This is a genomic window from Paenibacillus sp. Y916 (genome assembly GCF_056786435.1).
In genome coordinates, this window is record NZ_JBXCJA010000011.1 from 1 (window position 1) to 26,822 (window position 26,822).

At 39.2% G+C, this 26,822-nt stretch carries 28 protein-coding genes and 1 pseudogene; 19 read left to right on the forward strand and 10 right to left on the reverse strand.

Annotation, left to right across the window (positions count from 1 at the left end):
- Nucleotides 1-87, reverse strand: an 87-nt coding sequence (locus AC1TO9_RS19015) for a helix-turn-helix domain-containing protein (RefSeq protein WP_482058001.1), incomplete at its 3' end; no start/stop codon positions are given.
- 296 nt (nt 88-383) lie between these two features.
- Between AC1TO9_RS19015 and AC1TO9_RS19020 the strand changes: the two are divergent.
- From AC1TO9_RS19020 to AC1TO9_RS19045, 6 genes and pseudogenes are all read left to right on the forward strand, one after another.
- Nucleotides 384-1,221 (forward strand): annotated as a pseudogene (locus AC1TO9_RS19020) (DUF3900 domain-containing protein).
- 223 nt (nt 1,222-1,444) lie between these two features.
- The gene (locus tag AC1TO9_RS19025) at nt 1,445-2,743 is read left to right on the forward strand and encodes a hemolysin family protein (protein WP_482056947.1); all 1,299 of its coding nucleotides are present in this window, start codon (nt 1,445-1,447) and stop codon (nt 2,741-2,743) included.
- A 168-nt stretch (nt 2,744-2,911) separates the two neighbouring features.
- Entirely contained in the window at nt 2,912-4,306 is a 1,395-nt protein-coding gene (gene bcaP / locus AC1TO9_RS19030; RefSeq protein WP_482056946.1) for a branched-chain amino acid transporter BcaP, read from the forward strand.
- Between the two features lie 327 nt (nt 4,307-4,633).
- Nucleotides 4,634-5,917: a YCF48-related protein gene (locus tag AC1TO9_RS19035; protein WP_482060180.1), complete on the forward strand. Its 1,284-nt coding sequence runs from the start codon at nt 4,634-4,636 to the stop codon at nt 5,915-5,917.
- Between the two features lie 196 nt (nt 5,918-6,113).
- A complete protein-coding gene (locus AC1TO9_RS19040) occupies nt 6,114-6,302 on the forward strand; it encodes a hypothetical protein (RefSeq protein ID WP_482056944.1) in 189 nt (62 codons plus the stop codon).
- 163 nt (nt 6,303-6,465) lie between these two features.
- Nucleotides 6,466-6,891, forward strand: a complete 426-nt coding sequence (locus AC1TO9_RS19045; protein ID WP_482056959.1) for a DUF2500 domain-containing protein — start codon at nt 6,466-6,468, stop codon at nt 6,889-6,891.
- 124 nt (nt 6,892-7,015) lie between these two features.
- Here the strand turns inward: AC1TO9_RS19045 and AC1TO9_RS19050 are convergent, their stop codons facing one another.
- From AC1TO9_RS19050 to AC1TO9_RS19060, 3 genes are all read right to left on the reverse strand, one after another.
- Nucleotides 7,016-8,416 (reverse strand): ABC transporter substrate-binding protein, encoded by a 1,401-nt coding sequence (locus AC1TO9_RS19050; protein WP_482056943.1) that lies wholly within the window; start codon nt 8,414-8,416, stop codon nt 7,016-7,018.
- Between the two features lie 119 nt (nt 8,417-8,535).
- Complete coding sequence (locus AC1TO9_RS19055) at nt 8,536-9,354, reverse strand: carbohydrate ABC transporter permease (RefSeq protein ID WP_482056958.1); 819 nt, start codon at nt 9,352-9,354, stop codon at nt 8,536-8,538.
- A gap of 2 nt (nt 9,355-9,356) precedes the next feature.
- A complete protein-coding gene (locus AC1TO9_RS19060; protein WP_482060181.1) occupies nt 9,357-10,307 on the reverse strand; it encodes a carbohydrate ABC transporter permease in 951 nt (316 codons plus the stop codon).
- Nucleotides 10,308-10,482: 175 nt separating this feature from the next.
- Between AC1TO9_RS19060 and AC1TO9_RS19065 the strand changes: the two genes are divergently transcribed.
- The 5 genes from AC1TO9_RS19065 to AC1TO9_RS19085 all read left to right on the forward strand — a co-directional run bounded on the left by AC1TO9_RS19065 (nt 10,483) and on the right by AC1TO9_RS19085 (nt 14,714).
- Nucleotides 10,483-10,905, forward strand: a complete 423-nt coding sequence (locus tag AC1TO9_RS19065; protein WP_482056941.1) for a cell wall hydrolase — start codon at nt 10,483-10,485, stop codon at nt 10,903-10,905.
- A 39-nt stretch (nt 10,906-10,944) separates the two neighbouring features.
- Nucleotides 10,945-11,427, forward strand: a complete 483-nt coding sequence (gerQ, locus tag AC1TO9_RS19070) for a spore coat protein GerQ (protein ID WP_482056957.1) — start codon at nt 10,945-10,947, stop codon at nt 11,425-11,427.
- A 312-nt stretch (nt 11,428-11,739) separates the two neighbouring features.
- Nucleotides 11,740-13,059, forward strand: coding sequence for a hemolysin family protein (locus AC1TO9_RS19075; protein WP_482060182.1), 1,320 nt, complete (start codon nt 11,740-11,742; stop codon nt 13,057-13,059).
- Nucleotides 13,060-13,158: 99 nt separating this feature from the next.
- The gene (locus tag AC1TO9_RS19080) at nt 13,159-13,641 is read left to right on the forward strand and encodes a hypothetical protein (protein WP_482056939.1); all 483 of its coding nucleotides are present in this window, start codon (nt 13,159-13,161) and stop codon (nt 13,639-13,641) included.
- Nucleotides 13,642-13,748: 107 nt separating this feature from the next.
- Entirely contained in the window at nt 13,749-14,714 is a 966-nt protein-coding gene (locus AC1TO9_RS19085) for a protease complex subunit PrcB family protein (RefSeq protein WP_482056938.1), read from the forward strand.
- Between the two features lie 144 nt (nt 14,715-14,858).
- On the opposite strand, the gene AC1TO9_RS19090 is transcribed toward AC1TO9_RS19085, so the two are convergent.
- Together AC1TO9_RS19090 and AC1TO9_RS19095 are read right to left on the reverse strand one after the other, a co-directional pair.
- Nucleotides 14,859-15,659 (reverse strand): DUF4367 domain-containing protein, encoded by an 801-nt coding sequence (locus AC1TO9_RS19090; RefSeq protein WP_482060183.1) that lies wholly within the window; start codon nt 15,657-15,659, stop codon nt 14,859-14,861.
- Entirely contained in the window at nt 15,640-16,227 is a 588-nt protein-coding gene (locus AC1TO9_RS19095) for an RNA polymerase sigma factor (protein WP_482056936.1), read from the reverse strand. The genes AC1TO9_RS19090 and AC1TO9_RS19095 overlap by 20 nt, the downstream gene beginning before the upstream one ends.
- Before the next feature lie 250 nt (nt 16,228-16,477).
- Between AC1TO9_RS19095 and AC1TO9_RS19100 the strand changes: the two genes are divergently transcribed.
- Nucleotides 16,478-17,482 carry an aldose epimerase family protein gene (locus AC1TO9_RS19100; protein WP_482060184.1) on the forward strand — a complete coding sequence of 335 codons (1,005 nt, stop codon included), beginning with the start codon at nt 16,478-16,480 and terminating at the stop codon, nt 17,480-17,482.
- Nucleotides 17,483-17,560: 78 nt separating this feature from the next.
- On the opposite strand, the gene AC1TO9_RS19105 is transcribed toward AC1TO9_RS19100, so the two are convergent.
- Complete coding sequence (locus tag AC1TO9_RS19105) at nt 17,561-18,046, reverse strand: double zinc ribbon domain-containing protein (protein WP_482060185.1); 486 nt, start codon at nt 18,044-18,046, stop codon at nt 17,561-17,563.
- Between the two features lie 202 nt (nt 18,047-18,248).
- Here AC1TO9_RS19105 and AC1TO9_RS19110 point away from each other — a divergent pair, with 202 nt between their 5' ends.
- From AC1TO9_RS19110 to AC1TO9_RS19120, 3 genes are read left to right on the forward strand one after another with little or no spacing between them, the layout of a single operon-like run.
- Entirely contained in the window at nt 18,249-19,199 is a 951-nt protein-coding gene (locus AC1TO9_RS19110; RefSeq protein ID WP_482060186.1) for a helix-turn-helix transcriptional regulator, read from the forward strand.
- 14 nt (nt 19,200-19,213) lie between these two features.
- On the forward strand, nt 19,214-19,909 hold the full coding sequence (locus tag AC1TO9_RS19115) for an AlkZ-related protein (protein WP_482060187.1): 696 nt from the start codon (nt 19,214-19,216) through the stop codon (nt 19,907-19,909).
- A gap of 17 nt (nt 19,910-19,926) precedes the next feature.
- A complete protein-coding gene (locus AC1TO9_RS19120; protein WP_482060188.1) occupies nt 19,927-20,802 on the forward strand; it encodes a hypothetical protein in 876 nt (291 codons plus the stop codon).
- 62 nt (nt 20,803-20,864) lie between these two features.
- Here the strand turns inward: AC1TO9_RS19120 and AC1TO9_RS19125 are convergent, their stop codons facing one another.
- From AC1TO9_RS19125 to AC1TO9_RS19135, 3 genes are read right to left on the reverse strand one after another with little or no spacing between them, the layout of a single operon-like run.
- Nucleotides 20,865-21,629: an SDR family NAD(P)-dependent oxidoreductase gene (locus AC1TO9_RS19125; RefSeq protein ID WP_482060189.1), complete on the reverse strand. Its 765-nt coding sequence runs from the start codon at nt 21,627-21,629 to the stop codon at nt 20,865-20,867.
- A 49-nt stretch (nt 21,630-21,678) separates the two neighbouring features.
- Entirely contained in the window at nt 21,679-22,911 is a 1,233-nt protein-coding gene (locus AC1TO9_RS19130; RefSeq protein WP_482060190.1) for an aminopeptidase, read from the reverse strand.
- A gap of 30 nt (nt 22,912-22,941) precedes the next feature.
- Nucleotides 22,942-24,174 carry an aminopeptidase gene (locus AC1TO9_RS19135; protein ID WP_482060191.1) on the reverse strand — a complete coding sequence of 411 codons (1,233 nt, stop codon included), beginning with the start codon at nt 24,172-24,174 and terminating at the stop codon, nt 22,942-22,944.
- Nucleotides 24,175-24,353: 179 nt separating this feature from the next.
- On the opposite strand from AC1TO9_RS19135, the gene AC1TO9_RS19140 reads away from it, so the two are divergent.
- From AC1TO9_RS19140 to AC1TO9_RS19155, 4 genes are all read left to right on the forward strand, one after another.
- Nucleotides 24,354-24,662 (forward strand): hypothetical protein, encoded by a 309-nt coding sequence (locus AC1TO9_RS19140; protein WP_482056927.1) that lies wholly within the window; start codon nt 24,354-24,356, stop codon nt 24,660-24,662.
- Between the two features lie 118 nt (nt 24,663-24,780).
- A complete protein-coding gene (locus tag AC1TO9_RS19145) occupies nt 24,781-25,125 on the forward strand; it encodes a rhodanese-like domain-containing protein (protein WP_482056926.1) in 345 nt (114 codons plus the stop codon).
- A gap of 93 nt (nt 25,126-25,218) precedes the next feature.
- Entirely contained in the window at nt 25,219-25,446 is a 228-nt protein-coding gene (gene tlp / locus AC1TO9_RS19150) for a small acid-soluble spore protein Tlp (protein ID WP_482056925.1), read from the forward strand.
- A gap of 110 nt (nt 25,447-25,556) precedes the next feature.
- Complete coding sequence (locus AC1TO9_RS19155; RefSeq protein WP_482056924.1) at nt 25,557-26,801, forward strand: DUF445 domain-containing protein; 1,245 nt, start codon at nt 25,557-25,559, stop codon at nt 26,799-26,801.
- Nucleotides 26,802-26,822: the final 21 nt, after the last annotated feature.

Sequence of the window (26,822 nt, forward strand, 5' to 3'; positions counted from 1 at the left end):
CCTTGAACAACCGATGGTCTTATGTATGAGTTCTGCTTGTTTTCTGTTTGGATAGATACGAAATTTGTATGCTTTATGTACTAACATGAGTCATACCTCCATCATATAGAGAACGTTTGTTCTATTATATCATACGAAGGAAGTATTTGGCTATCGCCAACCGAAATTCATCTCCCACCTACTCATTGAGCTTCGCCCTTCACATTCATTGAGGTGGAAGTCTTCTTTCGGAAAATAATAAATAGTGATTCTGCAATTATAAAATTCAAATCAGTTAACATAATATTAGTTATGTTAACTAAATGCGAAAAACCAAAAAGTTTATTCTTATACTTATGTATTTTCTATAACAAATAACATTAGTTTACAAAAAAAAGTTCAACATGCGATTTAGCGTACAGCACTTATCTTTCTTTGTCATACAGGTCGAAAGCGGTGATGGTCAGACCGTCAAAAGCTATAAGCACTATCAAACGCTGGACGGTCAAGAATACGTGGATAGTGAAATCAGTAAGTTCCTTGATGGAGAATTCACGCGAATGGCCAAGCGCAAAGTAGAGAAGAATCCGAGTAGTGAGCAACCACCTACCAAAATTGGTCGTTTTATTGTTGAACCAGGACATGACCTGGATAGTAATTCAATACCCATACATGCCAGAAGAGGGTATTGTAGAGGATTGGGAACTCAAAATCCATCAATCTTCCCATGCGCGATATTTCGGAGATTTCTTGAAGTTCGTTACCTATGAGCAATCGATCCCGGAAATCGTGAATGAGCATGTGATGGAATTTGTGCAGACTTATGTAGAGACCAAATGGCCAGATGCAAGCCATGAAGAACGTCATCAAGAAGAGCGTGAATTAGAGCTATGGGCAGCAAGTGACAAGCGGAGTTTGCAGGAGAAATGGGATCCAGAGCAAGTCGTGGAAGCTGCAACTCGAATAGTAGAGATCAAGCCAGAGATAGAGATTAAGTTTAAGCTCGGTGAGACTTTTATAAAAGGTTTATTAGCCGATTACGGAGATAAAATCCATCTGACGAAGCTAAACGATGGGTACGCTGTTATTATTGAAGGAGATGCCTTCACCTTTGATAAAAGTTACTCTCCCGTTGAATTATTACAACCTGAAAGCTTCCGATTGGTCGCCGATCGGCTGCTGCAATCTCGCAATGAGTTAGACGGTGATGAATTAGATGGTAGTGATGAGGAACATATTTAATTCACAATATTAATTAGTTGATGTAAGAAAGGACAAAACATGTTTACATTATCATCGATCATTCTATTAGAAACAACAACCATTAGAAACGATAACAAAGCAGGACTGTTGTCGTTCTTTTGTATATTCCTTTTGTTAATATTTTGTTATAAATCTCTGAATAATGTATAATTATTTCTTGATACTATTAAAATCATATTTTTTATAAGGGGAAGATGTTGTAGTGGTAAGTGATAGGGCGGGGTTAAATTTATTAATGATCGCTATATTAATTGGATTAACAGCTTTTTTCGTAGCGGTAGAATTTGCAATGGTGCGACTTCGACCAAGTAGAGTGGACCAAATGGTCAGTGAAGGTAGAAAGAATTCACTAGCTGTAAAAAAAGTGCTAGACAATCTAGATGGGTATTTGTCTGCTTGTCAATTAGGTATTACGATTACATCACTGGGATTAGGTTGGTTGGGAGAGCCCACAGTAGAAAGTATTCTACATCCTGTGTTTGAGAACATGCAATTAACTCAAGGACTTACTGATTTCATTTCTTTCATAATCGCTTTCGTCATCATTACGTACTTACATGTCGTTGTAGGTGAATTGGCACCTAAGACGATTGCTATTCGCAAGACGGAGACGATGGCTTTATTAACGGCCCACCCAATCATTTGGTTTGACAAATTGATGAGACCTTTTATCTGGGTCCTAAATGGATCAGCTATCCAATTAGTTAAGATGATGGGTATCAAGCCTACATCAGAACATGAAGAAGCGCATTCCGAGGAAGAGCTTCAGATTATAATAAATGAAAGTTACGAGAACGGAAAGATTAACAAGAATGAATACGGATTTGTGAATCGAATATTCGCTTTTGACAATATGCAGGCTAAAGATATCCTTGTGCCGCGTACAGATATGGTGTGCTTATATACAGATAAAACGCAGCAAGAGAATATGGATATTATCACAACTGAACAATATACACGCTTTCCTGTTGCACAAGAAAATAAAGATAATATTATTGGCATTATTAATACCAAACAATTCTTTTTGGCTTATAATAGCAATCCTGATATTGAGATTTCAACTTTACTCCAATCTGTTATGTCTGTTCCAGAAACGACATCAATCGATGCTTTGTTAAAAAAGATGCAAAGAGAAAGTACTCATATCGCCATTCTGGTGGACGAATATGGAGGTACATCTGGAATGGTAACGATTGAGGATATATTAGAACAAATCGTTGGGGAGATTCGTGATGAATTTGACTCCGATGAAGAACAAGAAATTACGAAGATCAAGGATAATCATATTATTGCTGATGGCAAAGTATCCTTGGTACTTATCAACAATCTTCTTTCGACGCGATTTGAAACCGCAGAATGGGATTCAATAGGTGGATGGTTATATGGCCATCAGTCAGAATTAGAAGAAGGCGATCAATGGGAACATGAGAATATAATATTTACTTTGCTAGAGAAAGATAAGCACCGATACTGTAAAGTAGAACTTTTGGTTCAAGTATAGTTGGGATCTGCACAAGAGTAGCCCATGTGGTTACTCTTTTTTTCTTTTTGGTAATAGATCAAGAGAGTATTCAGATGGATTGTTGGTTATTGTCATTGACATAGAGCCATACTATCCGCTATAACACAATTATAAACATCGATAGATGAACCTACAAGGAGAGAGATCATGGATTTATTTCGTAAAAAGTCAGCTTTAAGCTATATAGAAGAAGCAAATGTTACAGATCAAACAACGAAGTTGCAAAAATCGCTAGGGGCTATGGATTTAACCATTCTAGGGGTGGGAGCTATTGTGGGAACTGGGATTTTCGTGCTAACTGGTGTGGCGGCCGCGAAGCATGCAGGACCAGGTCTGGTTCTTTCATTTGTAGTTGCAGCTATTGCGTGTGTGCTTGCAGCACTGTGTTATTCCGAATTTGCCTCATCAGTGCCTGTATCAGGTAGCGCATATGCGTATAGTTACACCGCTTTTGGTGAGATGTTTGCATGGATTCTAGGTTGGGATCTTGCGCTTGAGTATGGTGTTGCGGGTGCTGCAGTAGCCAGTGGTTGGTCGGGATATTTAAAAGGCTTACTGGATGGTTTCGGAATCCATCTCCCAATAGCGATATCCGGATCTTTTAATATGTCACAAGGATCTTACATAGATCTGCCAGCAGTCCTAATTATTCTTTTAATCTGCTATATGTTGACTAGGGGAATTAAAGAAACAGCACGTTTCAATACGATTATGGTTGTAATAAAGATTACAGTTATTTTATTGTTTATAGGTGTAGGTGTTTTTTATGTAAAACCATCAAACTGGTCTCCATTTCTACCGTTCGGAATGACAGGTGTGTTTAATGGGGCAGCAGCTGTATTTTTTGCCTATATAGGATTCGATGCCCTATCGACTGCGGCGGAAGAAGTGAAGAATCCTCAACGAGATTTACCAATTGGAATCATTTCATCTCTCGCTATTTGCACAATTCTTTACATCATCGTGTCGTTAGTCATCACTGGAATTGTACCGTTCGAACTTCTAAATGTGACAGATCCCGTTGCCTTTGCTCTCCGATTCATCAATCAGAATGTAGTGGCAGGTCTCATATCATTAGGGGCGATTGCAGGTATGACGACGGTACTGTTAATGTTGATATATGGGCAATCTCGATTAATATATGCCATTTCACGAGATGGGATGTTGCCTAAGATCCTTTCAAGTATTCATGTGAAAACACAGGTTCCTGTTATCGGTACATGGATTACGGGAATTCTGATAGCTATCTTAGCAGGGCTAATTCCACTAGACAAGCTAGCAAGTCTAACGAGTATGGGCACATTATTCGCATTTGCAGTCGTTTCATTAGGTATTATTGTCATGCGGATCACAAATCCGGATTTACCTAGAGGATTTCGCGTTCCATGGGTTCCTTTTATACCATTATTGAGCGCAGGTAGCTGTATTTACTTGATGTTCAGTCTAAGTAAAGAAACATGGCAAGGATTTATCATATGGTTACTGATCGGATTGGTTATATATTTCTGTTACGGATATCGACATAGTAAGTTAAATAAATAAGAAGATAGTTTACATAATATTAATTATGTTACTTCATGTGATTATTAATGTAATTAATAGTTTATGTCATAAATCATAATAAAATCATTAATCTGTTGCTATCATTTGCTAGCGATACTTCATATCACTTTAAGGCATCCGTTTCTGCGGAAATATAAGGAATAGAGTATGGCGTGAGTCTTATACTTTCTTATATTTACAAAAAGACGATGTCCTTCTTATATTATGATATAATATTTACTTAGAATAACCTTGTTATTAATTTATGGTCGTATTATTGTGTAATATTTTTATAACATCTAGGAATTTGGTATACATGGAGGCAGAATGATGAAGTCACGACGATATATATTTCCAATACTTGTAGTTATATTAGGTTTAGTTCTTACGGCATGTACACAAGATAACACTGAGCTAAAGTCTCAACCACCTCAAGAACAAGAAGATTTAAGCGAACAGGGACAGACTTTGAATGTAATTGTACCTGAAACAATGAACGAGGCTACTGAAGAAAAAGAAAAATATCAGATTCAGACTCGATTGGTTGATTTCAATTTACTTAATGAGAATGCTGGACTAGCATGGGGGGTAACCAAGAAAACTCTCCGATTATATCGAACTGAGGATAATGGTGTAACGTGGAGCAACATCTCACCAGCAGCGAATATTAAATTTGATTCTAATCCTAAATATGGAGTAGATATGTTCTTCTTAGAAAAGAATAATGGTTGGATTATCCGAAATGGACAAGATGTAAATGAAACGGTTGTTCTTCGTACGACGGATGGGGGAAATCAATGGAAGATATCTTCTTTACCTAAGTCAGATCATATTAAGGGAATTTCCTTCACATCTCCCACCCGTGGATGGATTATGACATCATCTGCTACTTCAATGGGAAGAGAGGATAAATATTTATATAGAACAGATGATGGTGGTGCCAATTGGACAAAGATTATGCAGAATACAGGGACGCTAACCTCGGCAAATGATACGATGGGTTCCATTTCGAACACTGGATATTTGAATAATATGACCTTTATCGATGGCTTGCATGGATTTGTCACCTTACAGGATAACGAGATCTCCGAATTATATACGACAGAAGATGGCGGTAATACATGGAACACAACACCTCAATTCATTGATCTGAATAAAATGAGTACATGCAGTACGTTAACTCTAGGCGAGCCTCTATTTGTTAAACAATCAAAAAGCGATGGGTTTATCCCTTTGAGTTGTACAAAGGATACTGAAACCAAGTTTAATGGATATTTTACGATAGATAAAGGACAAAGTTGGGAGTTAGCTCCTTTTCATTTAAATTGGGCTAACGGTTTGAACCAAGCGCTAAGTCCTGTATTTGTAAGTAACACGGAAGGGTGGTATCTTCAGGAATCCGTTCTCTATCATACGATAGATCAAGGAAATAACTGGAGGGAACTACCGATCAGCCTAGTATTGCAAGATTATATGAATAAGTATCCGATCGTAGTGAAATTGGATTTTATCTCTTCAGAAGTAGGATGGATCTTATTGGAGAATAGGGAGGACAAACGGTCGCTGCTATTGCAAACAATAAATGGTGGGATCAGTTGGAAGGTATTGTAGTTAATATTTGCAGCAAACATATGTTGCCCCTCAGATTTCAACGGCTATAAATGGTATATAATTAAGAAATCTGAGGGAGATAAAATAATAGTTTAATTTCAGCATATAAGTTGTGAAATAAATCACAATACAACGTTGATTCGTATGATATATTAAAGATGTAAACAAGACATACAAGACGATGGGAGTGGGATCGATGACAACTTTCAATAATAATATGGATGAAACAAGCAAAAACCTACTACAATTCTGCTATACATGTGATGAAGCTCATTTATGTACTACTGAAGAGAAGTGCAGAGAATGTTGGGCTGATCAAGCCATCTTAACGGAACAAAATACAATGGACGAGACTCAGTTATTCTTACAAATGATGCATGCATAACAACAATACGATATTATACAAAGAGATAAGGAATTAATTCCTTATCTCTTTATTTGATTTGAATAAATGATCAATTTCTCACGGATGTGGCATATACATGATAAGGAAGAGTATCTCAAATGAAATAATGAAATCATAGCTGCTCTACATAGGGGGGAGAAGTATAGGGATGAACTCATTCTGGATGTTTGATTTCGTAGGAACAGTCATGCCGATCTTCATCATTGTGTTTGTAGGCATATTATTATTAAGTATTGGAAATGGTATCGTACGATGGAATAATAATAATAAACAGCCTTTACTTACCGTGGGATCATGTATTGTGAGCAAGCGTAACGAAGTGAGCCACCATCAGAACCATCAGAATGATCATATCTCTAGCTTCACTCGCACTTGTTACTATATAACCTTCGAGGTAGATAGTGGAGATCGAATAGAGTTCGTTGTAAATGGGGAAGAATATGGTCTTTGTGCTGAAGGAGATACAGGGGAATTGACGTTTAAGGGCACTCGCTACATCGGATTTCATCGTAATCCCCGCTTCACGACCCAAGAGGATAGCCGATCGATTAGACGCGGATATGAATAGCATAATGGAGGATCAACATGTCATTCACTAATTAAAAAGAGGCTTGATCGAAACGGGTATCGTTTCAATCAAGCCTCTTTTTGAAGGGATTATACTACGAATATTTGATGATGAATGGATAACTTTATTTTTTTACAGTTAGATTATATTCTTGTATCTTACCCGTAATTGATTTGGCAGCGTCATCCAATGCTTGTTGAGGAGATTTACTATTGTTCAACACTTCTTCTATCGCTGTTTCTGTCAATTGTCTTGCTTCAGGGAATACACCCATCACTGCTCCTTGTGTTGCTAGATTCAGCTTCGTTTGGTGAAGTTGATCTACCGCCGTTTGAAATTGAGGATATGCCACTAGATTATCTTTAACTATTTGCTCATCATATGCTTTTTGCGTGATAGGGAAGTAACCTGTGTTTACATGCCAATAGGCTTGTACTTCTGGTTCCGCTAAGAATTTAATAAATTCCCAAGCCCCTTGCTGTTCTTCTTGCGATTTATTGTTCATAATCCATAAGCTCGCTCCTCCAACAACTACACCGCCATCACCAGAAGCTTCTGGTTTAGGTAAGAAACCTGTACCTACTTCGAATTTACCATCTGCTGAGCTAACGATTCCACGAAGGGAAGCCGTAGAATCAAGAGTCATAGCAATCTGTCCTGCTGCGAATGCTTTCTTGGTATCATCTGTTTTACGACCAAGATTCATTATAGTTTGTTCATCTAGCATTTGCTTCCACCAAGTTAGGGTTGATACACTCGCTTCACTGTTCAATAAGGATGATGTAGCGGGGGAAGTTCGTCCGTTTCCATTATCAATAAATTCTACCCCTTGATTCGCTAGTAATTGCTCGATGAACCAACCGTAGATTGCAAAGGAAGCACCTGATTGGCCTTCACTTGTTAGTGCTTTGGCAGCCTTTGCTAGCTCCTCATAGGTCTTAGGAGGATTCTCAGGATCTAATCCCGCTGCTTTGAAGGCATCTTTATTGTAATAAAGAATGGGATTGGATGTATTGAAAGGCATCGAATACAACTGATTGTCGAATGTATAATAACCCAAAATATTAGGCTCAAGTGATGTGATGTCGTATTGTTCCTTATCAATAAATGTCTGAACGGGAGTTACTGCTTCGGTGTCGATCATGAATCGACTTCCAATTTCATATACCTGCATTAAAGTAGGGCTACTACTAGAGTCCATCGCTGCTTTCAATTTATTCAAGCTCTCATCATAGGTTCCTTGAAATACAGCTTCTACTTGAACATTTTCTTGTGAGCTATTGAAATCAGATACAAGCTTATCCACAGCTTCTCCAAGTCCACCACTCATGGAATGCCACCATACTACTTTTACAGGCTCCACTTTCTTTATAGTCTCAGCAGACACTTCACTACCGGAGGTAGCCACAGTTGTTTCACTCGCTGCATTATTACTGACCGTCGATCCACAAGCAGTGATCATAAACATCATACAAAACATCATAATGAGTACATTGGACTTGCTACGGAATGCTTTTGAATTCATGGTCTCTTATTCTCTCCCTTATCTCATCTTTATTTTATCTGAAATTAGATTTGCTCCTAATAAGGAACTTTCTAATGACGGAACACGGTGGAAGTTTCTTATTGATTTAGTAATCAGAGCTAGCCCTTAAGAGCTCCAGCCGTTATACCTCTTACAAGTGGCTTCAGGCCAAGAATAAGCAATAGGAGAGAAGGAAGCAGAACAAGCACTACCCCTGCTAAGACTAAATTCCAAGATGTCATCTCCTCGAATTGCAGCATACTGATCCCAATTTGCACGGTACGCATTTCTTCCTTGTTGGTAATAAGAAGTGGCCATAAATAGTTGTTCCAGTGATTCAAGAATGTGTAGACGCCTAGTGTCGCAATAGCGGGTGTAGATAAGGGTACAACAAGGGAGAGGAAGATACGGATATGTCCACATCCATCGATTCTCGCGGCTTCAAATAATTCGTAAGGTAACTGAAGATAAGCCTGTCTTAGTAGGAATGTCCCAAATGCCGAAGCAAGAAAAGGTAAGATTAAGCCTGTGTAACTATCAAGTAAATCCCAATTCTTAACCGTCATATAGTTAGGGATCATCGTTACTTCCCAAGGAATCATCATGGTGGCAAGGAATAAGGCAAATAGAAAGACTTTGCCCGGAAATCGAAGAAATGCGAAAGCATATGCAGCTGTACTTGCAGTTATAATCTGTCCAAGCATGATTAAAGTAGATACTATGAAGCTATTTCCGATAAAACGCATGATCGGAATAGTCTGGATGACTTCTATATAGTTATCCCAGCGGAGTTGACTAGGTATCCATCGCGGGGGATATACAGCTGATTCTGCATTTGTCATAAATGATGAGGATAGGGTGTAGAGTAGAGGGAAAAGGATCAGACATGAAACTACTAATAATGTGACCATTAAAAAGCTTCGATTCATGTTGTTCATAATCATTGATAATGCACCTTCTTCTCGAGGAACTTGAACTGGATCAATGTAAGTATAAGAATGATGCAAAATAGAATTAAGGCTTGCGCACTGCCAACTCCAAATCTATAATTCACAAATGCATCTTGATATATATTGAACACCATGACGTTGGTACTGTTCATTGGACCACCCTTGGTCAGAATGTTGATCTGTCCAAATGACTGAAAGGCACCAATCATGGATACAACACCTACAAAGAATAAGGAAGGAGTAATCAGTGGCAATGTAAGTTTAAAGAAAGTGCGGAATGATCCTGCTCCATCCATCTTAGCGCTATCGTAAATATCTTCAGGGACACTTTGCATACCACTGAGTAATACAATGAATTGAAAACCTAAGTTCATCCATACGGTCATCAATGAAATAGATATTAGCGCCCATTTAGGGTCGGTGAGCCAATGAACGGGTGCGATATTCAGCAGAGTGAGAGAATAGTTCAACACTCCTAGAGTAGGATGATACAGAATCATCCAGATAATAGAGCCTGTACCTACTGAGATCGCCATGGGTAAGGAGAAGATAAAGCGAAATAGAAACATGCCACGCCATTTATTTTGTACTAAGGCGGCGAGAAATAGTGCCAGGACAATACCTGTGGGAATTGTCATTAGAATGAAGCTTAAGGTAACGGTAATGCTTTTGTAGAATAGTTCTGAAGTCAATAAATCTGTGAAATTACGAAGTCCTACATACTGTGCTACACGCCCCCTCGGATCGGTTAGATACATGCTCAAATAAACTGATTTAATGAGGGGATAGAAGAGAAAAATACTAAACAACAACAATGATGGGGCCAGAAAGGTAAATGCCAACACGCGTTCTAACAAACGATTTGTTCGTAAAGAACGTGTAGAGAAGGAATGTATAAAGGATCGTGGTAAGACTTGGGGTAAGTTAATTTCTTTTTCCATAACCGTGTAAACCTCACTCTCTGCTATTCAACTACCATCCGATCATAAGGCTTGGATATTCGGGGAATATTAACCAAATGTAAATTAACGAAATGATTTAAAACAGTCACCATCTGGGCTGATGTACATAAGATAAGGTGAAGTTAGAGAGTTCACACAACAAGGAGGTGTTAAGATGCCCGCTGTTAAAACAACTACACAACATACCAAGCTGTTAGCCCGATTAATGAGAGCTGAAGCCGAGGGGGATGGAGAACAAGGCATGCTAATGGTCGGTAATGTAGGGGTGAATCGAGTGTTAGGTGATTGTCTGGATTTCAATGCTATTCGCAACTTGAATGACATGGTTTTTCAAAGGCCAGGTGGATTTGAAGCTACGCAAAAAGGTTATTTCTATCAAGGAGCCCGTGAGAAAGATATTCGTCTGGCCAAAAGGGTCATTAATGGCGAACGTGTATGGCCAGCTAGTAATGCTCTTTGGTTCTTCCGACCGGAAGGAGAATGTCCAGCTACTTGGTATGATCAGCAAAATACAGGCAGATTTAAGGCACATTGCTTCTTTACTCCCTCTCCAGCAGATTGTCCGACAGTTTATTAAAATATAAGAAAGTGTTTGTAAACATAAGGAGGAATTTTGATCATGATGATGCAACCTTTTCAACCGGTATCTTATAATTTTGGAAATGAGCGGGGGCCCTATAATGCTCCTATGGGCCAAGGAATGGGAGTAGGGGGTTCATATATGAAACCACTACAAGGATCAGGTGGAGGTCAGATGATACCACCTCAAGTATCAAGTGGCAATCCAATGACACCAACAGGCAACGTTGTACAGACTAATGCACCTGTTTTTGAACAATCCTATGTTGAGAATATATTACGTCTTAATCTTGGTAAGGTCGGAACATTTTATATGACTTATGAGAATAACAAGGAATGGAATGCCAAAGTATTTCAAGGTGTTGTCGAGGCAGCAGGTCGTGATCACATCATTATTAGTGAAAAGACTACTGGACGCAGAGTCATATTGTTAACGATTTACTTAGATTATATTACCTTTGATGAGCCGATTAATTATCAATATCCGGGAGTTATTGGAAATCCAGTACAACCGAGATGATAAATTGGATCTAAATCCTATAAAAGGGGTGCATTTCGTCTGAATTGACGAAGGCACCCCTTTTAGACGTTTAAATCGTTGTTTTCTCAATAAAACTCATTGTTTCTGTTAAATACAGTCATACCTTAGTGTTTGACTGTGTATTGTATAACTATATAATTAAGTATAAGGTTTAAATTAGGGATGGAATGGAGATGAGTTACTTGGGGTATTGATACTGGATAGAGTAGAGCTGATTATTGAATGTCAACCCATTTTTAAAAAACGAAGGAGGTGTACCTATTCGTCAGTGAAGGATTACGACGAATAGGAATGAGATTGGACCCATTACCGAGTGAACTAAATTTATTTATTATTTTTGCATTAATCGTGTTGAATGGTTTTTTCGTCTCTGCAGAGTATGCCATGGTAAAAGCAAAAAGTGGTCGAATGGATACACTTGTTGCAGATGGACGTAAAGGTGCTATTTTAGCAAGAAATATTACGAACAACTTAAATTCATACTTATTAGCATGTCAACTAGGAATTACAATATCATCATTAGGTCTTGGATGGATTGGTGCACCAGCGATTGCACGATGGTTACATCCTATTTTTGATATATTCGGATACAGTGAACCTGTTGTGTATGGTATTTCAATAACGATATCATTCATTATCATTACGATTCTTCACTCAGTCATAGGCGAAATAACACCTAAGACGTTTGCCCTACGAAAAGCCGATACGGTAACATTACTATCTGCGGCACCGATGACGTTATTTTATAAGGTGATGTCTCCGTTTATATGGGTATTGAATGGATTAGCTAATCTAATATTGAGAATGTTACACATTACACCTGACTCCGAACTAAGTTCCGCTCATACGGAGCAAGAAATACGTATTCTCATGCAAGAAAGTAATAAAAGTGGATTAATCAATAATACAGAATTAGCACTTGTAGATAATATATTCGGATTTGCGGAGACAACCGCGCGCGAGATTATGATCCCTCGAACGGAAATGATCTGCCTTTACAAACATGTTCCAAGAGAAGAGAACCTCGAAATTGCATATGATGCTATGAGAACACGCTATCCCTTTTGCGAAGGAGATAAAGATAATATTATTGGATTCATTCATATCAAGGACTTAATTAGAGCTAATGATATTGAATATCCAACGATTGTTCGTCCTATTATTACGGTTCCTGAGTCCATCCATATCAGTACATTACTGAAGTTGATGCAACGTGGCAAGTCTCAAATCGCTATATTAATTGATGAGTATGGTGGTACTTCGGGCCTTGTAACTATGGAAGACATTATGGAAGAAATCGTAGGCGAAATTCAGGATGAATTTGATGAAGAACGATCCGTAGTTGAGACAATAAATGATGATGAATTCTCTATTGATGGATTAATGTTGATTGATGAGATGAATGAACGCTTCGAGTTGGATATGGATACAGCTGATTATGATACAATTGGGGGCTGGCTGTATTCGCGGCTTGAGACGATTCCACCTCAGAAGGGGCAGTCCGTAGAATTTGACGATCATATATATATAGTAGAAGAAACGGATAACAAGCGTATTTCGCGAATTCTAATGCACAAGATACATTTCCAAACTGAGTACGAAGGAGCTTGATGTAGCATCAGAAGAAAAGTTAATTGAAATGCCGTAACCTTTCTCTGGTTATCTACGTCTATACTATAACCCAGGATAATCCAGAGAGGAAGAGTAGTTATGATAAGTAAAATATCTAGGAAATGCTTAACCTTAACACTATTCGTCGCATTAATAAGTATGATGTTTGCCATTGAGGTGAGTGCAGATGAATCTAAAGTACCAGGTGCACTTACAACACCTCCACCGCAGGAGGTGACAACACAAGCCTTAACTCAGAGTTTCAATTATCTGCATAATGGAGAACTAACCATATCAGCAATAGGTAACTTGAAGGCAAGACTCAGAGCAACAACGATAGCTTACGAAATAGTGAACTCTCTAGGAGCTGATGTGTCCATTCAGCGTTGGACAGGAACTGACTGGATAACCGTTCAAACGACAACACTATCAACGACTTCAAGTGACAATTACGTTGGTGCGTCTGATTGGAGCGTAACAGCGGGGTATTATTATCGTGGACGGGGTAACCATTGGATTAAGAAGGGTTCTATTACAGAACAACTTGTCGTTTATACCTCATCGCTACTTATTACACAATAGAAGAATACAACAACATAAGAGTATAACAACAGAGGGTGGTACCAGCGAAGCTGATATCACCCTTTGACTATTTATGAAGGTATTTAATTCGGAAAGAGGGGATAGAATTGAAAAAGCGTATGACGATTATGCTTCTTCTCATCACTAGCCTATTTTACTTTAATATCATTTCTTATTCAGAAGCACAAAGCGTTCCCCATGAGCTCTCAAAAAAAGGAACCTATTCCGTTGAATTCAATGAGAATAAATCAGCTGTAACGATAACTCCAAACAAAACGGTGTTAAATATCGTACTTCCGATCAAGTGGGATGAATATTCCGATTTTGAACAACTTCAAAAGGCTAAACAAATGGATGTATTTGTTCCGAACGACTTACCTATAGGTTTTGTATTACAAAAAGTGGAGATTCATCATGAAACCATTAAAGGTACTTATCTAAATGGAAAACAATCCATCATCTTCATTCAATCCCCCACAACCAATAATATGATCGATAAAAAGGAAACATGGACGACTAACAATATAGAAAGTAACCTTACTTGGTCCACAACTGAGAAAGAATTTGAAATAAAAGGGAATTATGTAGAAGTAGCAGATTTGAACTCCTTCAAGAAATCTATAAAACCACTTGCTAATACAACCGATGTAATCACACTGCCGTTTGAAATCATTAAAAGTTCCGAACTGTCCGATAGGAACGCTCAGAGAATTCGTGCTTTCACTCTATATACACCAACAGAGTTTGTAGATTTCACAAAAAAACAAAAGATAGATATTGATAAGAAGTGGAAGGCTACGGATGATGTGCTGATTATTGGATTGTTTGCAGGGCAAAAAGGTAGCAGCGGTTATTCTATCAACACGTTACAAGTTACCTTGCACAACGACCAACTTAGCATCATGTTCAACGAACTAGCACCTGTACCAGATATGATATATCTGACGGTTATAACCTATCCATCTCAATTTATCGCAGTAAGAATACCACATGGTCGAACCGTATCAGCCGTACAATTTATTACTAGCAAGGGGCAGGCTCTTGCCAATTATGAATTCAATGGAAAAAGATAATAAAATTGTTCCTATTCAGCGAGTTTCAGCAGATTAATATGAATGGATTGTAACAGAAATAAAGGTAGCACCCATATTGAATCGGGTGCTACCTTTATTGTAATCTCTTTTCAACAAAAGATCTTATTCAGCTAAGAAGGTCCTTTACTCCGGCAGGCTCTCTGTCATATCAATAAGTTCTTCTTTCGTTAAATTCCCGTAGACACGTATTGATATTCCATTATATATAAATTGAATATCATTAAACCTACCTGGTGTGTAGAAGGCTTCAATATCATTATTTAGGGTGAGAACTTCGATATCTACCGAGCCAGTAGAAGTAATCATCTGACCTTCACTGATGGAATGTAACATAATCCGCATGGTTTCATCATTAGATGATTTATATGTCATTGTGATTGAATCCGTCTTCTGTCCAGGAGCTAAGTCGGCCAATGTGGAACTTACCAATTGAAATCGTTCTGGAATAATTCGGAAGTCAGGATAAGGAAAGGATAGCTCACTCTGGGCCTCTTCTAGCGTATAAACGTACGATTTATCTTCAGATATGCGATCCAAAACAGCTGTTGGATTATCGGGATCTTCAGGATAATATTCAGCAGGAGGCGGGGATGTTAAGGCACCTTCCTGATCAGGTTGACTGTAGGTCCCAATGAAAATATTAACAACGCCGTTACCTAAATCTTTGATCGACTGGTACACAGGTGAGATAGCTTGAGTTACAGCTGGCGGGCTAAATATAATAGCACCTGCTGTGACGGATGCAGCAACGACAGTAGCAAGCTGAAAATGACGCTTTCTTGTTTTTCGTTTATTCAATCTATAGATCTCAGCTTGAACCTTCTGCCAGGATTGTTTCTTTGAATCATCGGAGGATATAGAGGTAGAGGAGACCGTCTTTTCAAAGGTATCATCAAACCATTGATCAAATTTTCCGTTGTTCATCAATAACACCCCATTCTTTATGCATCTTTTTTCTAACACTTTCTCGTGCCCGGAATAGTCGTTGTTTAATGACTTCTTCGCTAATATCGAGTAGTTCAGATATTTCTCTATAGGATAAACCTTGTTTCCAACGGTATTCGATAAGTACGCGATACTCTGGTTTCAAAGAATTCACAAGAGATTGAATCAATTCCTCCATCATCTTACTCTCCACATGATGTTCAATAGAGATTGGGGACTGCAATCCTTCATCTATATATGTATAAACACTATCAATATCTACTTGGTTACGGTGTTTTTTATTTTTTCTTAAATAATTTATAGATGAGTTCCGCGAAACGACTTTTAGCCAGGCTCTGAGTTTTATTTCATTCTCAAAGATCGGTTTCTTCTTAATCACCTGAATAAATGCATCCTGTATAATATCTTCAGTAGTAGAATGATCTTTAACGATATAATAAACCAATCCATATACATAATCATAATATTCATAATATACTTTCTCTTGAAGCAGTTCATTTAATTGATTGAAATCTGTTGAAACTAACAGATCTAAATGGTTTGACATCGTTCATCCCTCCCTAACAACAAACCGCCTCAGAATAATACGGTACTTTTTTCTTTCAGTCCTTATATTTTACATTATTTACACTGTATCTGCCTACTATTTTAATTACATAGTTTCTTTTTGGATAACGTATTAGAACATGATATAATATACAATATTATTAAATATTCATATATAGCTTATCCTTCTGATGAGAATAAGTATGAGGCATATTCGGAAGTAAGGCTACAATAACTTTTAGGAGGAAATAATGACTACTCAACATTCCGCATTTGAAACCAAATTCCAAGGAGAAAAGGCGATATGGTTAACACATGGTCGTTTTGAAGCAGCTATATTACCAGAGATTGGTGGTAATTTGATTCTGTTCCGTGATACTGAGAAGGGCTACCGTTTCCTACGTGAGCCCAAAGAAGATGAGATGGAGCATTTTAAGGCCAATCCTGGTATTTATGGCATTCCTGTATTATTCCCACCGAATCGTTTCGAAGATGGTAAATTCCCGTGGGAGGGAAAGGTATATGAGCTTCCAGTCAACGAGTCGGATACAGGGAATCATCTGCATGGGTATATGCATACCCTCCCGTGGGATGTCGTTCATTATTCATCAGATGCGTATGAAAGTAAGGTTATCATTTCACAAAAAGTAAGTGAAGGGCATCTATATAAGAAATACTTCCCTTTCGAATTTACGATTACACTTCGTTATACGCTCAGTGCTGCAGGACTTCAGCAACAAGTAACAGTGAAGAATGAAGGTAGCGAACGGATGCCGAATTTACTCGCTTTCCATACGGCGATAAATGCTCCTTTTATACCTGAAAGTTCGGCTTCTGATTATGTTGTGAAGGTAACCATTGGAGAACGTCAGGAGCTGGATGAACGTATGTTGCCAACAGGACGTATTCAGCCTCTAACTGCAGATGAGCAATTAATGAAGAGCGAAGGTGTTAATCCTTATTTTGCAAGCATGGATAATCACTATACATCGAGTCCCCAAAATGGTCGTAATATGATGGAGCTGACAGATACTAGAACAGGAGATAAGTTAATCTATGATGTCGGTACATCCTATAAGCATTGGATGATTTGGAATAATGTTGCGTGTGGGCAATACTTCTGTGCCGAACCGCAGATGAGCCTTGTGAATGCACCTAACATTGAAGGAAGAGATGCTGAAGAGATCGGTCTCATCGGTCTCGAACCAGGCGAGATTTGGGAAGAGACAAGTCGTCTATATTTCATTCAAGCATAACAAACAACAACCAGTCTCAACACGATAATAAGTGTTAGACTGGTTTTCTTTATATGAATGACATCTTAGCTTACCGTTTCATCCCATAGTCAAATCATGTCCGCACCCCCTACAGAAGCGATCTGAGTAGGCAACAGAAGCACCACACTGATTACAATGAATGGAATTAGAGGATTTATGTTTATTCAAAGGAACGGTTTTCACCTTCACAGTGTGAAACTGCTGTCCGCAAAAAGGACAATAGGTTGCATCGGCAGGTAACATTTTTCCACACCCACATTCTTTTTGATTCTGATTCTGTTGCATCTTCCGTTGCATATGGGCTATTTCGTGTTCAAGCTTCACGATGATTTGTTGATATTTCTGAATTTTAGCGGTGGGAATCATACTCTCTTTGCGGGTGATACATTGATGGATAATATGTCCAATGGTAGTGTAATTCTTATCTATTTCTTTTTCCTTTGATAATATTTGCATTTTCAAGGTTGCCGCTTCAACCGTGTTCTGAGCCTTTTTCCCGACATCAGAGACACCTTGTTTCATCTTATTGAAGAAGTAGGACATCTTTTTCCTCCTTTAAAGGGGCTAAGGCTATAGCATCCCCTCAACAAATGGTTCATGGTTTATTCTATGGTCTATGTTTATCTTGTATGACCTTGGATACTCCATTAGATTTCCGTTGTATGAATAGATAATTGGTGACATATAAGATGTCACCAATCCTTTGTTATAATAATGACATACCTTCTTGAGGAGATTGGTTAGAATGAAGAGAATGGACCGATTAATGGCGATCATTATGGCATTGCAGCAACAAGGCGAAACGGCTTCATCTTTGGCGGATAAAATGGAGGTGTCCCGACGGACCATACTACGAGATATTCAATCGTTGTCTGAGATGGGAGTTCCTTTGTATGCTATTAGTGGTCCTCAGGGTGGGTATAGACTGATGGAGGGTTACCAACTTCCACCGCTTCAGCTTAATTCGCAAGAGGCCCTGACTGTCTTATTTGCGTTACAAGGGCTAATACAATATTCGGACACGCCTTTTAACAGTGAACGGTGGACTGTAAGAGATAAGATCAGGAATATCCTTCCACATGGAATGATGGAGCAGATCCAACCGCTATTACAAAGTCTAGAAATAAATGTTCCTACAAGAAAGTACTCAACACCACATTTGGCTTCACTAATTCATCTAACAGCAGAGTCCAATTGGATATCTATACTGTATAAGTCCATGAATCATCATCGTAGACTCATCCTTCAACCCTATAAGATATTTGCTGCACATGGTTTTTGGTATTGTGAGGCCTTTTCTCCTACACATGGAGAGACAAGATTATTTAGAGTAGATCGAATGGAAGAGGTGAAGGAAGAACAACCACCAGAGAATTCAGAAGTTAATAACTACCTACAATCCATAACGAATCAAGAAAAGCAATCACCGACTATACATATTCGTGCAAAGCTTACTTACAAAGGAATGCTAAAGGTTGAGCAGGACGAGCATATCGGAGAATGTATTACATCTATTGGTGAAGATGAATGGTTGGCTGAATTTGATTGTCCCGCTTCAGAATTGCCGTGGGCTATTCAATTGTTCTTCTCCATAGGAATGGATGCAGAAGTGATTGAACCTACATCACTTAGACATGCAATTCGTATGAAATCCAAAGAAGTATACGATCGGTATGACCCTGAGCCCACAATATAAGGAGATGATTAAATATGAAGTTAGAACCTGATCAAGAAATGATCCATACATACGAAGAAGCCACACAGCTTATCAAGCGTGTTGGTATATTGCCACTGGCATCAATGATACCGAATCATCCCTCACTAGGAAGTGTGACAGATCCGAATCAATGGCATACAAGTTCAGAACTAGATCCTTGGTTATGGAGAGCTCGTTTTCCTGGCGATGGTACAGCTGCCTATGGGAAAATAATGAAAGGGAAAGCTGTTCTAGTATCATGTGATTGGTTTCCACTTGTACTTAAAGTTCAAAGGCATCTGGACGAACCTGATACCCGTTATAAGAATGGTTTATTGTCCAAAGCAGCATTAGATGTATACCAATGCATCGAGAATGATGAAGGTATTGATACACGCGAACTTCGAGGACGGGCTGGTATGAAGGCTAAAGAAATGAAATCGACATTCGATCATGCTCTAATGGAACTGCAGGGAAATTTAGATATTGTGATCTCCGGTGTAAAAGAAAAGGTGAATGACCAAGGTGAAAAGAATGGATGGAACAGCACGTCCTATGAAACGGTGGATCATTGGATGAAATCGGTTGGTATTACAGAGCTAACAATAAGTCCTAAAGAAGCGGCCACTGAATTAAATAATAAGTTAGAGAGCGTATGTAGCCCGGAAGCCCTAAAGTTTCTTCGTAAACAATTTCACATATCTGAATAAGAGAGAGGTTGAGGTGTATGATGAGATCTGAACAATGGGAGCATGCAAGAACGTTTATATATTCAAACGCCAGATTGCTTGATCGTAAAAGATATGAATTTCACTTCGCTAAAGGATCTGCGGAAGCGGTTCTAGAATCTTTGAGAACTTACCAAAATGCTGATGGTGGATTCGGCAATGCATTGGAGCCTGACATACGCGCTTCAAGTAGTCAGCCTATTCCAACGGAAATGGCGCTTCTGATTATGGATGAGATTGGTGTCTTTGATACTGCCATGATTGAGGGGATCGTATCCTATCTTAAGCAAATTACGATTCCTGTGACTGGTGGATTTCCGCGAGCGTTTCGTAGTCTGAATGCAGACCCACATGCTCCATGGTGGACTACTGAGCATGATCATGTAGGTTCAATGAATCCAACTGGGAGGATTCTGGGATTACTCTATAAACAATCTGCTGTAACGTCCTTTTATAATGAAGAGTGGTTCGAGCAGTCACTTCAATTTGTCTGGAATTCGCTAGAGAAGGTTGATACCCAAGACTATCATGATATGATCCAATGTATTGCCTTTCTGGAGAATACACCTGATCGAGATCAAGCGACACCTAAGATCGAGTGGTTGGATCAACAACTACAACAAGAAGGAACGATTGAATTGAACCCCGAAGCAGAAGGATATGTTCATAAAGTATTAGATTATGCTCCTGTATCAAGTAGTTACTGCCGAAAATGGATATCGCAAGAGATACTGTTGCAGCATCTAGATTATTTGGCATTGGAACAACAAGCAGATGGTGGTTGGCCGATACGATGGCCAGCCCTCAGTCCTGGAAATGAAGCCGAGTGGAGAGGATTAATTACGGTTGATCGTTTACTTACGCTTCGAGAATAATGTTCGAGTAATTAAAAGGCTCTCCATCAACGATCAGATATCGTTGATGGAGAGCCTATCTTTTATATTGCAGGCATCACATTTCCACCGCTAACGGGAATGTATGCACCTGTTATAAAGCTTGCTAGATCAGAAGCTACGAATGCTACGACATTGGCAATCTCCTGATCTGTGCCCCGACGCTTCAACGGAACGGATTTGTTATAATGCTCACTAATTTCGGTGTTATTGTCTCTATCGTTCTCACTTATAGTCCATCCAGGAGCAATTTGGTTGACGGTAATCTGATGCTCCCCAATTTCTTTGGCGAGGACACGGTAAACGCCGTCCATACCTCGTTTACCAGCGACATAGGCAGATTGCCCGGGTGTATTTTGCATAGAACATTCTGTATTGATACCGATGAATCTTCCTGACTTTTGTTGTATCATGGAAGGAACGAAAGCTTTGGCTAAATACACACTTTGCATCACACAAGTATCGTATTGACTCGCGTAATCTTCAAGAGGCTGTTCGAGGACCGATTTCCATTCGTACTGTACAACTGCATTGGCAACGATGATATCTACATGACCCAAATGCTCAGCTATACTATTCTTCATCTTGATAATATCATCAAATTGTGTAACATCTGCACGGACAATCATAGAACGTCTGCCCATGGACTCTATTTCTTGCTTCAATTCGTTCGCTTTGACCTCATTCCCATGGTAATGGATAATGAGATCCGCTCCACATTTCGCTAGCGTACGTGCCATAACTCTTCCAAGCTGTCCTGTAGCACCTGTAATCAGAGCTGTTTTCCCAGTCAGATCTACTTGTAACATCGCTAGTTATCTCCTCTCAAAGAGACGATCTATATTTCATAAATCTGTATTAAAACGCCCAGTTCCCATCAGCGAAGATCTGTTCTTTCTTCCCATCATGAGTTAAGCCATAAATGTTCATTTGCGCAGAACCCATCATGAAATCAACGTGAGTAATACTTTGATTCATACCTTTAGCAGCAAGTTCTTCAGAAGCCATCGTCTTTCCGCCTTCAAGGTTGAATGCATATGAGCTACCGATGGCTAGATGACAAGATGCATTCTCATCAAACAAGGTGGTGTAATATAAAATATTACTTTGTGAAATAGGCGAGTGGAAGGGCACCAAAGCTACCTCACCTAAATAATGTGAACCTTCATCCATATTGATTAAGCGTTCTAGTGTATCGTATCCTTCTTCAGCACTGAAATCGATAATCCGTCCATTCTCAAATGTGATGGAGAAGCGATCAATAATATTCCCTCCATAGCTGAGTGGTTTTGTACTGCTAACTTTACCATTTACACCGGTCTTGAGTGGAGCCGTGAATACCTCTTCCGTAGGAATGTTAGCTACGAATGAGATTCCTTGTTCGTTCAGACTACCTGCCTGTGCCCAAATATGACCTTCAGGTAATTCAATCGTTAGATCTGTACCTGGAGCAACAAAATGAAGACTATGATACTTTTTGCTATTGAGTTCATTCGATTTGGCTTGAAGCTTATCGATATGTTCATGCCATGCTTGAATAGGATCTGGTTGATCGGCACGAACAGCTGCAAAAATTGCGTCCCACAGCGTATTCACTTGATCTTTAGGTGCTACATCCGGGAATACTTTGGCTGCCCACGCAGGTGAGGGAGCCGCTAGACCATTCCAACTCATTTTGTCGGCCTGTTGATATTGGCGATACTTATACATCGCTTGACCATACGTGCGTTGATGATTACCAATACGCTCAGGGTCAATTCCTTTTAGCAGATCAGGACTTGAAGAGATTACCGTTAGGAATGCCGCGCCATTCTCAGCGAGTTCCACCATCTCACCTGCGAACCATGTTGGAGGTTCAAGAAAAGATTCATCCGAAGCCAATTCATAACGCATCCGAGATACGGCCTCATCGGTATAATTCACCTTAACGAGTTTCGCACCCGCTTCATAGGCTTTACGTGTAATCAGTCTTACAAGTTCAGCTGATTCAATCATGGCGTTGATGACGAGGGTCTGTCCCGATTGGATATTGACGCCAATATTCACAGCTAATGTAGCATAATTGTCTAACTTCTGTTCAAAACTTAACATGATGTTATTCCTCCAATGATATTGATTATTTTAAATTGCCCAGTTGCCATTACGGAATACTGGTTCTTCACGTCCGTCTTCTGTTATTCCGTTGATATCCATCTGCGCAGATCCGATCATGAAGTCTACATGCGTTACGCTGGTGTTCAAACCGCGTTCGGACAGTTGCTCCTGAGTCATATCCTTGCCACCCTCAAGACAGAAAGCATAAGCACTTCCGATTGCCAGGTGATTCGAGGCATTCTCATCAAACAATGTGTTGTAGTAGAGAATGTTCGATTCTGAGATAGGGGACTGATGGGGTACGAGAGCGACTTCTCCTAGGTAGTGAGCTCCTTCATCCATAGATACGAGACGTTCCAGTGTTTCTTGACCTTGTTCAGCAGATACTTTTACGATACGTCCATTCTCAAAAGTGACTGAGAAGTTATTAATAATATTGCCACCGTAACTAAGCGGCTTGGTGCTTCTCACAGTACCGTTTACACCCGTTTTAAGCGGAGCCGTAAATACTTCTTCAGTGGGCATATTAGCGACGAAACGATGACCTTGCTCATTCGTACTATCACCTGCAGCCCAAATATGTCCCTGTGGCAATTCAATCGTAAGATCTGTGCCTGGCGCCGTGTAGTGAAGTTTTTTGTATTTTTTCGCATTAAGGATGGTGGATTTGGATGCCAAAGTCTCTAGATGGCTTTGCCAAGCCTCGACAGGTTTCTCTTGGTCTACACGTACAGTATGGAATATCGCTTCCCAGAGCTTATGAACTTGTTCAGTCGGATCGAGGTCAGGAAATACTTTAGCTGCCCATTCATCTGTAGGTACTGCGACTAGACACCAGCTGAATTTGTCCGATTGAACGTATTCACGGTATTTAGCTAAGGCTTGACCCCTTGTCTTTTGCGCAGTTGCGATTCTGTCTTGTGATATTCCCTTTAGAAGATCAGGGTTCTCTGCAAGAACGGACAGTACAGCAGCACCATTCTCCACAAGTTCAATAATTTCACCCGCATACCATGTAGGAGGTTGGCTAAAGGTCTCATCTGCAGCTAATTCATACTGTAAGCGAGTAACAACTTCATCACTCCAGTTCACTTTCACTAGCTTGGCACCGGCATCATAGGCTTTCTTCACGATCATTCGAACAAATTCTGCTGAAGTAATAGGAGCATTCACAACTAGTGTCTGGCCTTGCTGTATGTTTACTCCAACGCGTACTGCCAAATCTGCGTATTTCATTAATTGTTGTTGGAAATCCATCATATGTAACCCTCCATATCAAATAGTCTTAACATTCTATATTGTACTAAATTGGAATCAATAATGAAAACAGACATGTATTTGAGCTAGACATGGTATACTATTAATGAATTGAGAGCTCAAAAAATGACCTTTTGAACTTCCTCGATAAAGATATTTGAGATAAAAGGAGATCGTTATAGATGATAGTACATATTGAACATGTAGACATGAAACGAAACGAGGATCAACATTTTGTGGGTCACACTGTATTTAGTATAGAAGGCAAAAAGGATGTATTTGAAATTACCTTCTTCAGCAAGAGAGGAAAAGAGTGGGATTATAGCCTCAACTTTGCCAAGGAACCAGGTAGTGAAGAAGATTTATTGCGACTAGATCAACTTCTTGAGGAAGATGATGATTTGTACAATCAATTGTTAGATGCAGCGATTGATTCTCAAGAATTAGAGGTTTCAGATGAACCAGAGCGTCAGAAAATTGACAAGTATTAACCATCCATATGTAATGATCATCTGTTACAATTTGATTGACAGTTAAATTACCATCTTTTATAATACCTATAGGTGAGGTTATATCTCGTAAAAATGGTTCACGATAGGAGATAAAGAGATGTGGTGGGTCATCGTTGTAATTTTCATTGTGATCGCAGTTGTCATTACTAGATGGTGGCCTTCAGAAGAACTACAGGAACTTCCGTGTAGTACTTTACCGCCTAAGAACACATGCTATAAGTTACTCGATATCAGAGACGCACTAGATTTCGAAGCGGGTCATCTGCCAGGTGCTGTTAATATATCGCTGGGTAGACTACCCTATGTTGCTAGTAAAGACTTAGAGCCTGAACATCCGATCATTATTGTCGGAAAGAAAGATAGGAAAAGTAAGAAGGCTGCTCGTATTCTGAAGAAAAAAGGATTCCATCATATTTATGTCTGTGTAGATGTCTGCCCATGAACGTTGAATAATTCATCCTGAGATGTGGAAAGGCTATGATTGTGTGAATGAAACAATCATTGCACTTAATCTATGCTAAGGGGTGTTTCATCGATGGCTAAGCCAGATGACAGAACTGATAATGTTCGTAGACTTCGGGAGAGTATTCAGAATGCGATTGCAAATTCCAAGGAAGCAGAACAATATTTAAATGAATTTGGGGATGAAATATCAAGTGTTGAAAAAAGAGCAATACAAGAAAAAAATGAACGACGTAAAGACAGTGTTGAAGGATTCAAAGCTGAGATGGTAGACGAGGCTCAAAATTCGGACAATCAATAGAAGTGAAGACATATAGATTGAATCGATGCAGGGGGTCCATGGACTTCCTGCTTTTTATCTTTTATCATGGAATTTGAGGTAACACATCAAGAATGATTAGGAGAATGTTCATGAGAACAAGATACATAGCAAGCTCATCCTTGATCGTGATGGGGATCGGCTTCTTAATTACATTGTTTTTACCGCAAAATATAGCAGTTCGTCTGTTACAGGGTGGGTTTGAAGCTGGGCTCGTTGGGGGATTCGCCGATTGGTTTGCTGTAACGGCATTATTTCGTCATCCTATGGGCATTCCAATTCCACATACATCTTTGCTTCTCAACAATCGGGATAAACTTGTGAATTCTTTAATATCTGCCATGGAGACTGAGCTACTGAATAAGGAAAGTATTAAACGTAAGTTGAGTCAGATGAAACTATCTAAGATGCTTACTTCTAGTGTGTTTAAATTAATACGTAAGCGAGAGACTAGAAAGACGATCATCCATACAATGAAATCAACTGTGGAGACGTTACCTCTAGAGAATGTAGCTTCCTTAGTCCAAGGTGCACTGGCAGGTTATGTGAACAACAAAGAATTGGAACCCATTGTGGCTAAGGCGGCTATCTCCATTGTGGAGAGTCGTTATGATGAGAGGATGCTAGACTACGTTTTGGGTTATGGCAAGAAGTGGGCTAATAAACCTGAAACAGAAGTGTTACTAGGAAATTTAGTCCATAGTAAGTTGCAAGAGATACAGCTGGGTGGAATGAAGGGGTTCGCGGTTCAAGCATTTCTTGGGTTTATGAGTGAGGAGAAATTAGGCTCACTTCTAACGAACTTAATAGATTCCTCGATAGACGAATTATCCAAGTCAGATAGCACATACAGAGATCGAATTCTGGGCGAAGTTAGGATGCAGATTACTACGGCTGCATTGAATCCTGATATAACAGTTCAGATCCAATCTTGGGTCAATACGAAGCTATCCGATGCAAGTACGCATACAATTATTCTAAAACTATTAGAAGATCTTAGGGGGCAATTCCTTCTCAAATTAGATAGCGAATATAACAATGGTGGACATATCATTATTAGCTTATTCCGTTGGGTCGGGGACATGCTTAGTAAGCAAGAACAATTGGTACAGAAATGGGAGCAGGGTATTTTATCTTTTATTGGTGAGTTTGTGGAACGTAATTACTATCGACTAGGTCTATTGGTTAAAGATAACCTGGATCAAATGGATAATGAGACGTTAGTACACATGTTAGAGGACAAAGTAGGCAATGACTTACAATGGATCCGGGTAAATGGTGCTTTATGTGGATTTATTATTGGGATTTTCCTAGCAGTACTCCATATCTTTGTTTAAGAGGATGGTTACTTTCTAATC

Coding starts and splice junctions, on each gene's coding strand:
- AC1TO9_RS19100 (WP_482060184.1), top strand. CDS start 16,478: ATGACTACTCAACATTCCGCATTTGAAACCAAATTCCAAGGAGAAAAG.
- AC1TO9_RS19115 (WP_482060187.1), top strand. CDS start 19,214: ATGAAGTTAGAACCTGATCAAGAAATGATCCATACATACGAAGAAGCC.
- AC1TO9_RS19075 (WP_482060182.1), top strand. CDS start 11,740: ATGAGATTGGACCCATTACCGAGTGAACTAAATTTATTTATTATTTTT.
- AC1TO9_RS19140 (WP_482056927.1), top strand. CDS start 24,354: ATGATAGTACATATTGAACATGTAGACATGAAACGAAACGAGGATCAA.
- AC1TO9_RS19060 (WP_482060181.1), bottom strand. CDS start 10,307: ATGGAAAAAGAAATTAACTTACCCCAAGTCTTACCACGATCCTTTATA.
- AC1TO9_RS19120 (WP_482060188.1), top strand. CDS start 19,927: ATGATGAGATCTGAACAATGGGAGCATGCAAGAACGTTTATATATTCA.
- AC1TO9_RS19155 (WP_482056924.1), top strand. CDS start 25,557: ATGAGAACAAGATACATAGCAAGCTCATCCTTGATCGTGATGGGGATC.
- AC1TO9_RS19110 (WP_482060186.1), top strand. CDS start 18,249: ATGAAGAGAATGGACCGATTAATGGCGATCATTATGGCATTGCAGCAA.
- AC1TO9_RS19080 (WP_482056939.1), top strand. CDS start 13,159: ATGATAAGTAAAATATCTAGGAAATGCTTAACCTTAACACTATTCGTC.
- AC1TO9_RS19090 (WP_482060183.1), bottom strand. CDS start 15,659: ATGAACAACGGAAAATTTGATCAATGGTTTGATGATACCTTTGAAAAG.
- AC1TO9_RS19095 (WP_482056936.1), bottom strand. CDS start 16,227: ATGTCAAACCATTTAGATCTGTTAGTTTCAACAGATTTCAATCAATTA.
- AC1TO9_RS19125 (WP_482060189.1), bottom strand. CDS start 21,629: ATGTTACAAGTAGATCTGACTGGGAAAACAGCTCTGATTACAGGTGCT.
- AC1TO9_RS19145 (WP_482056926.1), top strand. CDS start 24,781: ATGTGGTGGGTCATCGTTGTAATTTTCATTGTGATCGCAGTTGTCATT.
- AC1TO9_RS19040 (WP_482056944.1), top strand. CDS start 6,114: ATGACAACTTTCAATAATAATATGGATGAAACAAGCAAAAACCTACTA.
- AC1TO9_RS19135 (WP_482060191.1), bottom strand. CDS start 24,174: ATGATGGATTTCCAACAACAATTAATGAAATACGCAGATTTGGCAGTA.
- tlp (WP_482056925.1), top strand. CDS start 25,219: ATGGCTAAGCCAGATGACAGAACTGATAATGTTCGTAGACTTCGGGAG.
- AC1TO9_RS19130 (WP_482060190.1), bottom strand. CDS start 22,911: ATGTTAAGTTTTGAACAGAAGTTAGACAATTATGCTACATTAGCTGTG.
- AC1TO9_RS19065 (WP_482056941.1), top strand. CDS start 10,483: ATGCCCGCTGTTAAAACAACTACACAACATACCAAGCTGTTAGCCCGA.
- AC1TO9_RS19035 (WP_482060180.1), top strand. CDS start 4,634: ATGATGAAGTCACGACGATATATATTTCCAATACTTGTAGTTATATTA.
- AC1TO9_RS19105 (WP_482060185.1), bottom strand. CDS start 18,046: ATGTCCTACTTCTTCAATAAGATGAAACAAGGTGTCTCTGATGTCGGG.
- bcaP (WP_482056946.1), top strand. CDS start 2,912: ATGGATTTATTTCGTAAAAAGTCAGCTTTAAGCTATATAGAAGAAGCA.
- AC1TO9_RS19050 (WP_482056943.1), bottom strand. CDS start 8,416: ATGAATTCAAAAGCATTCCGTAGCAAGTCCAATGTACTCATTATGATG.
- AC1TO9_RS19055 (WP_482056958.1), bottom strand. CDS start 9,354: ATGAACAACATGAATCGAAGCTTTTTAATGGTCACATTATTAGTAGTT.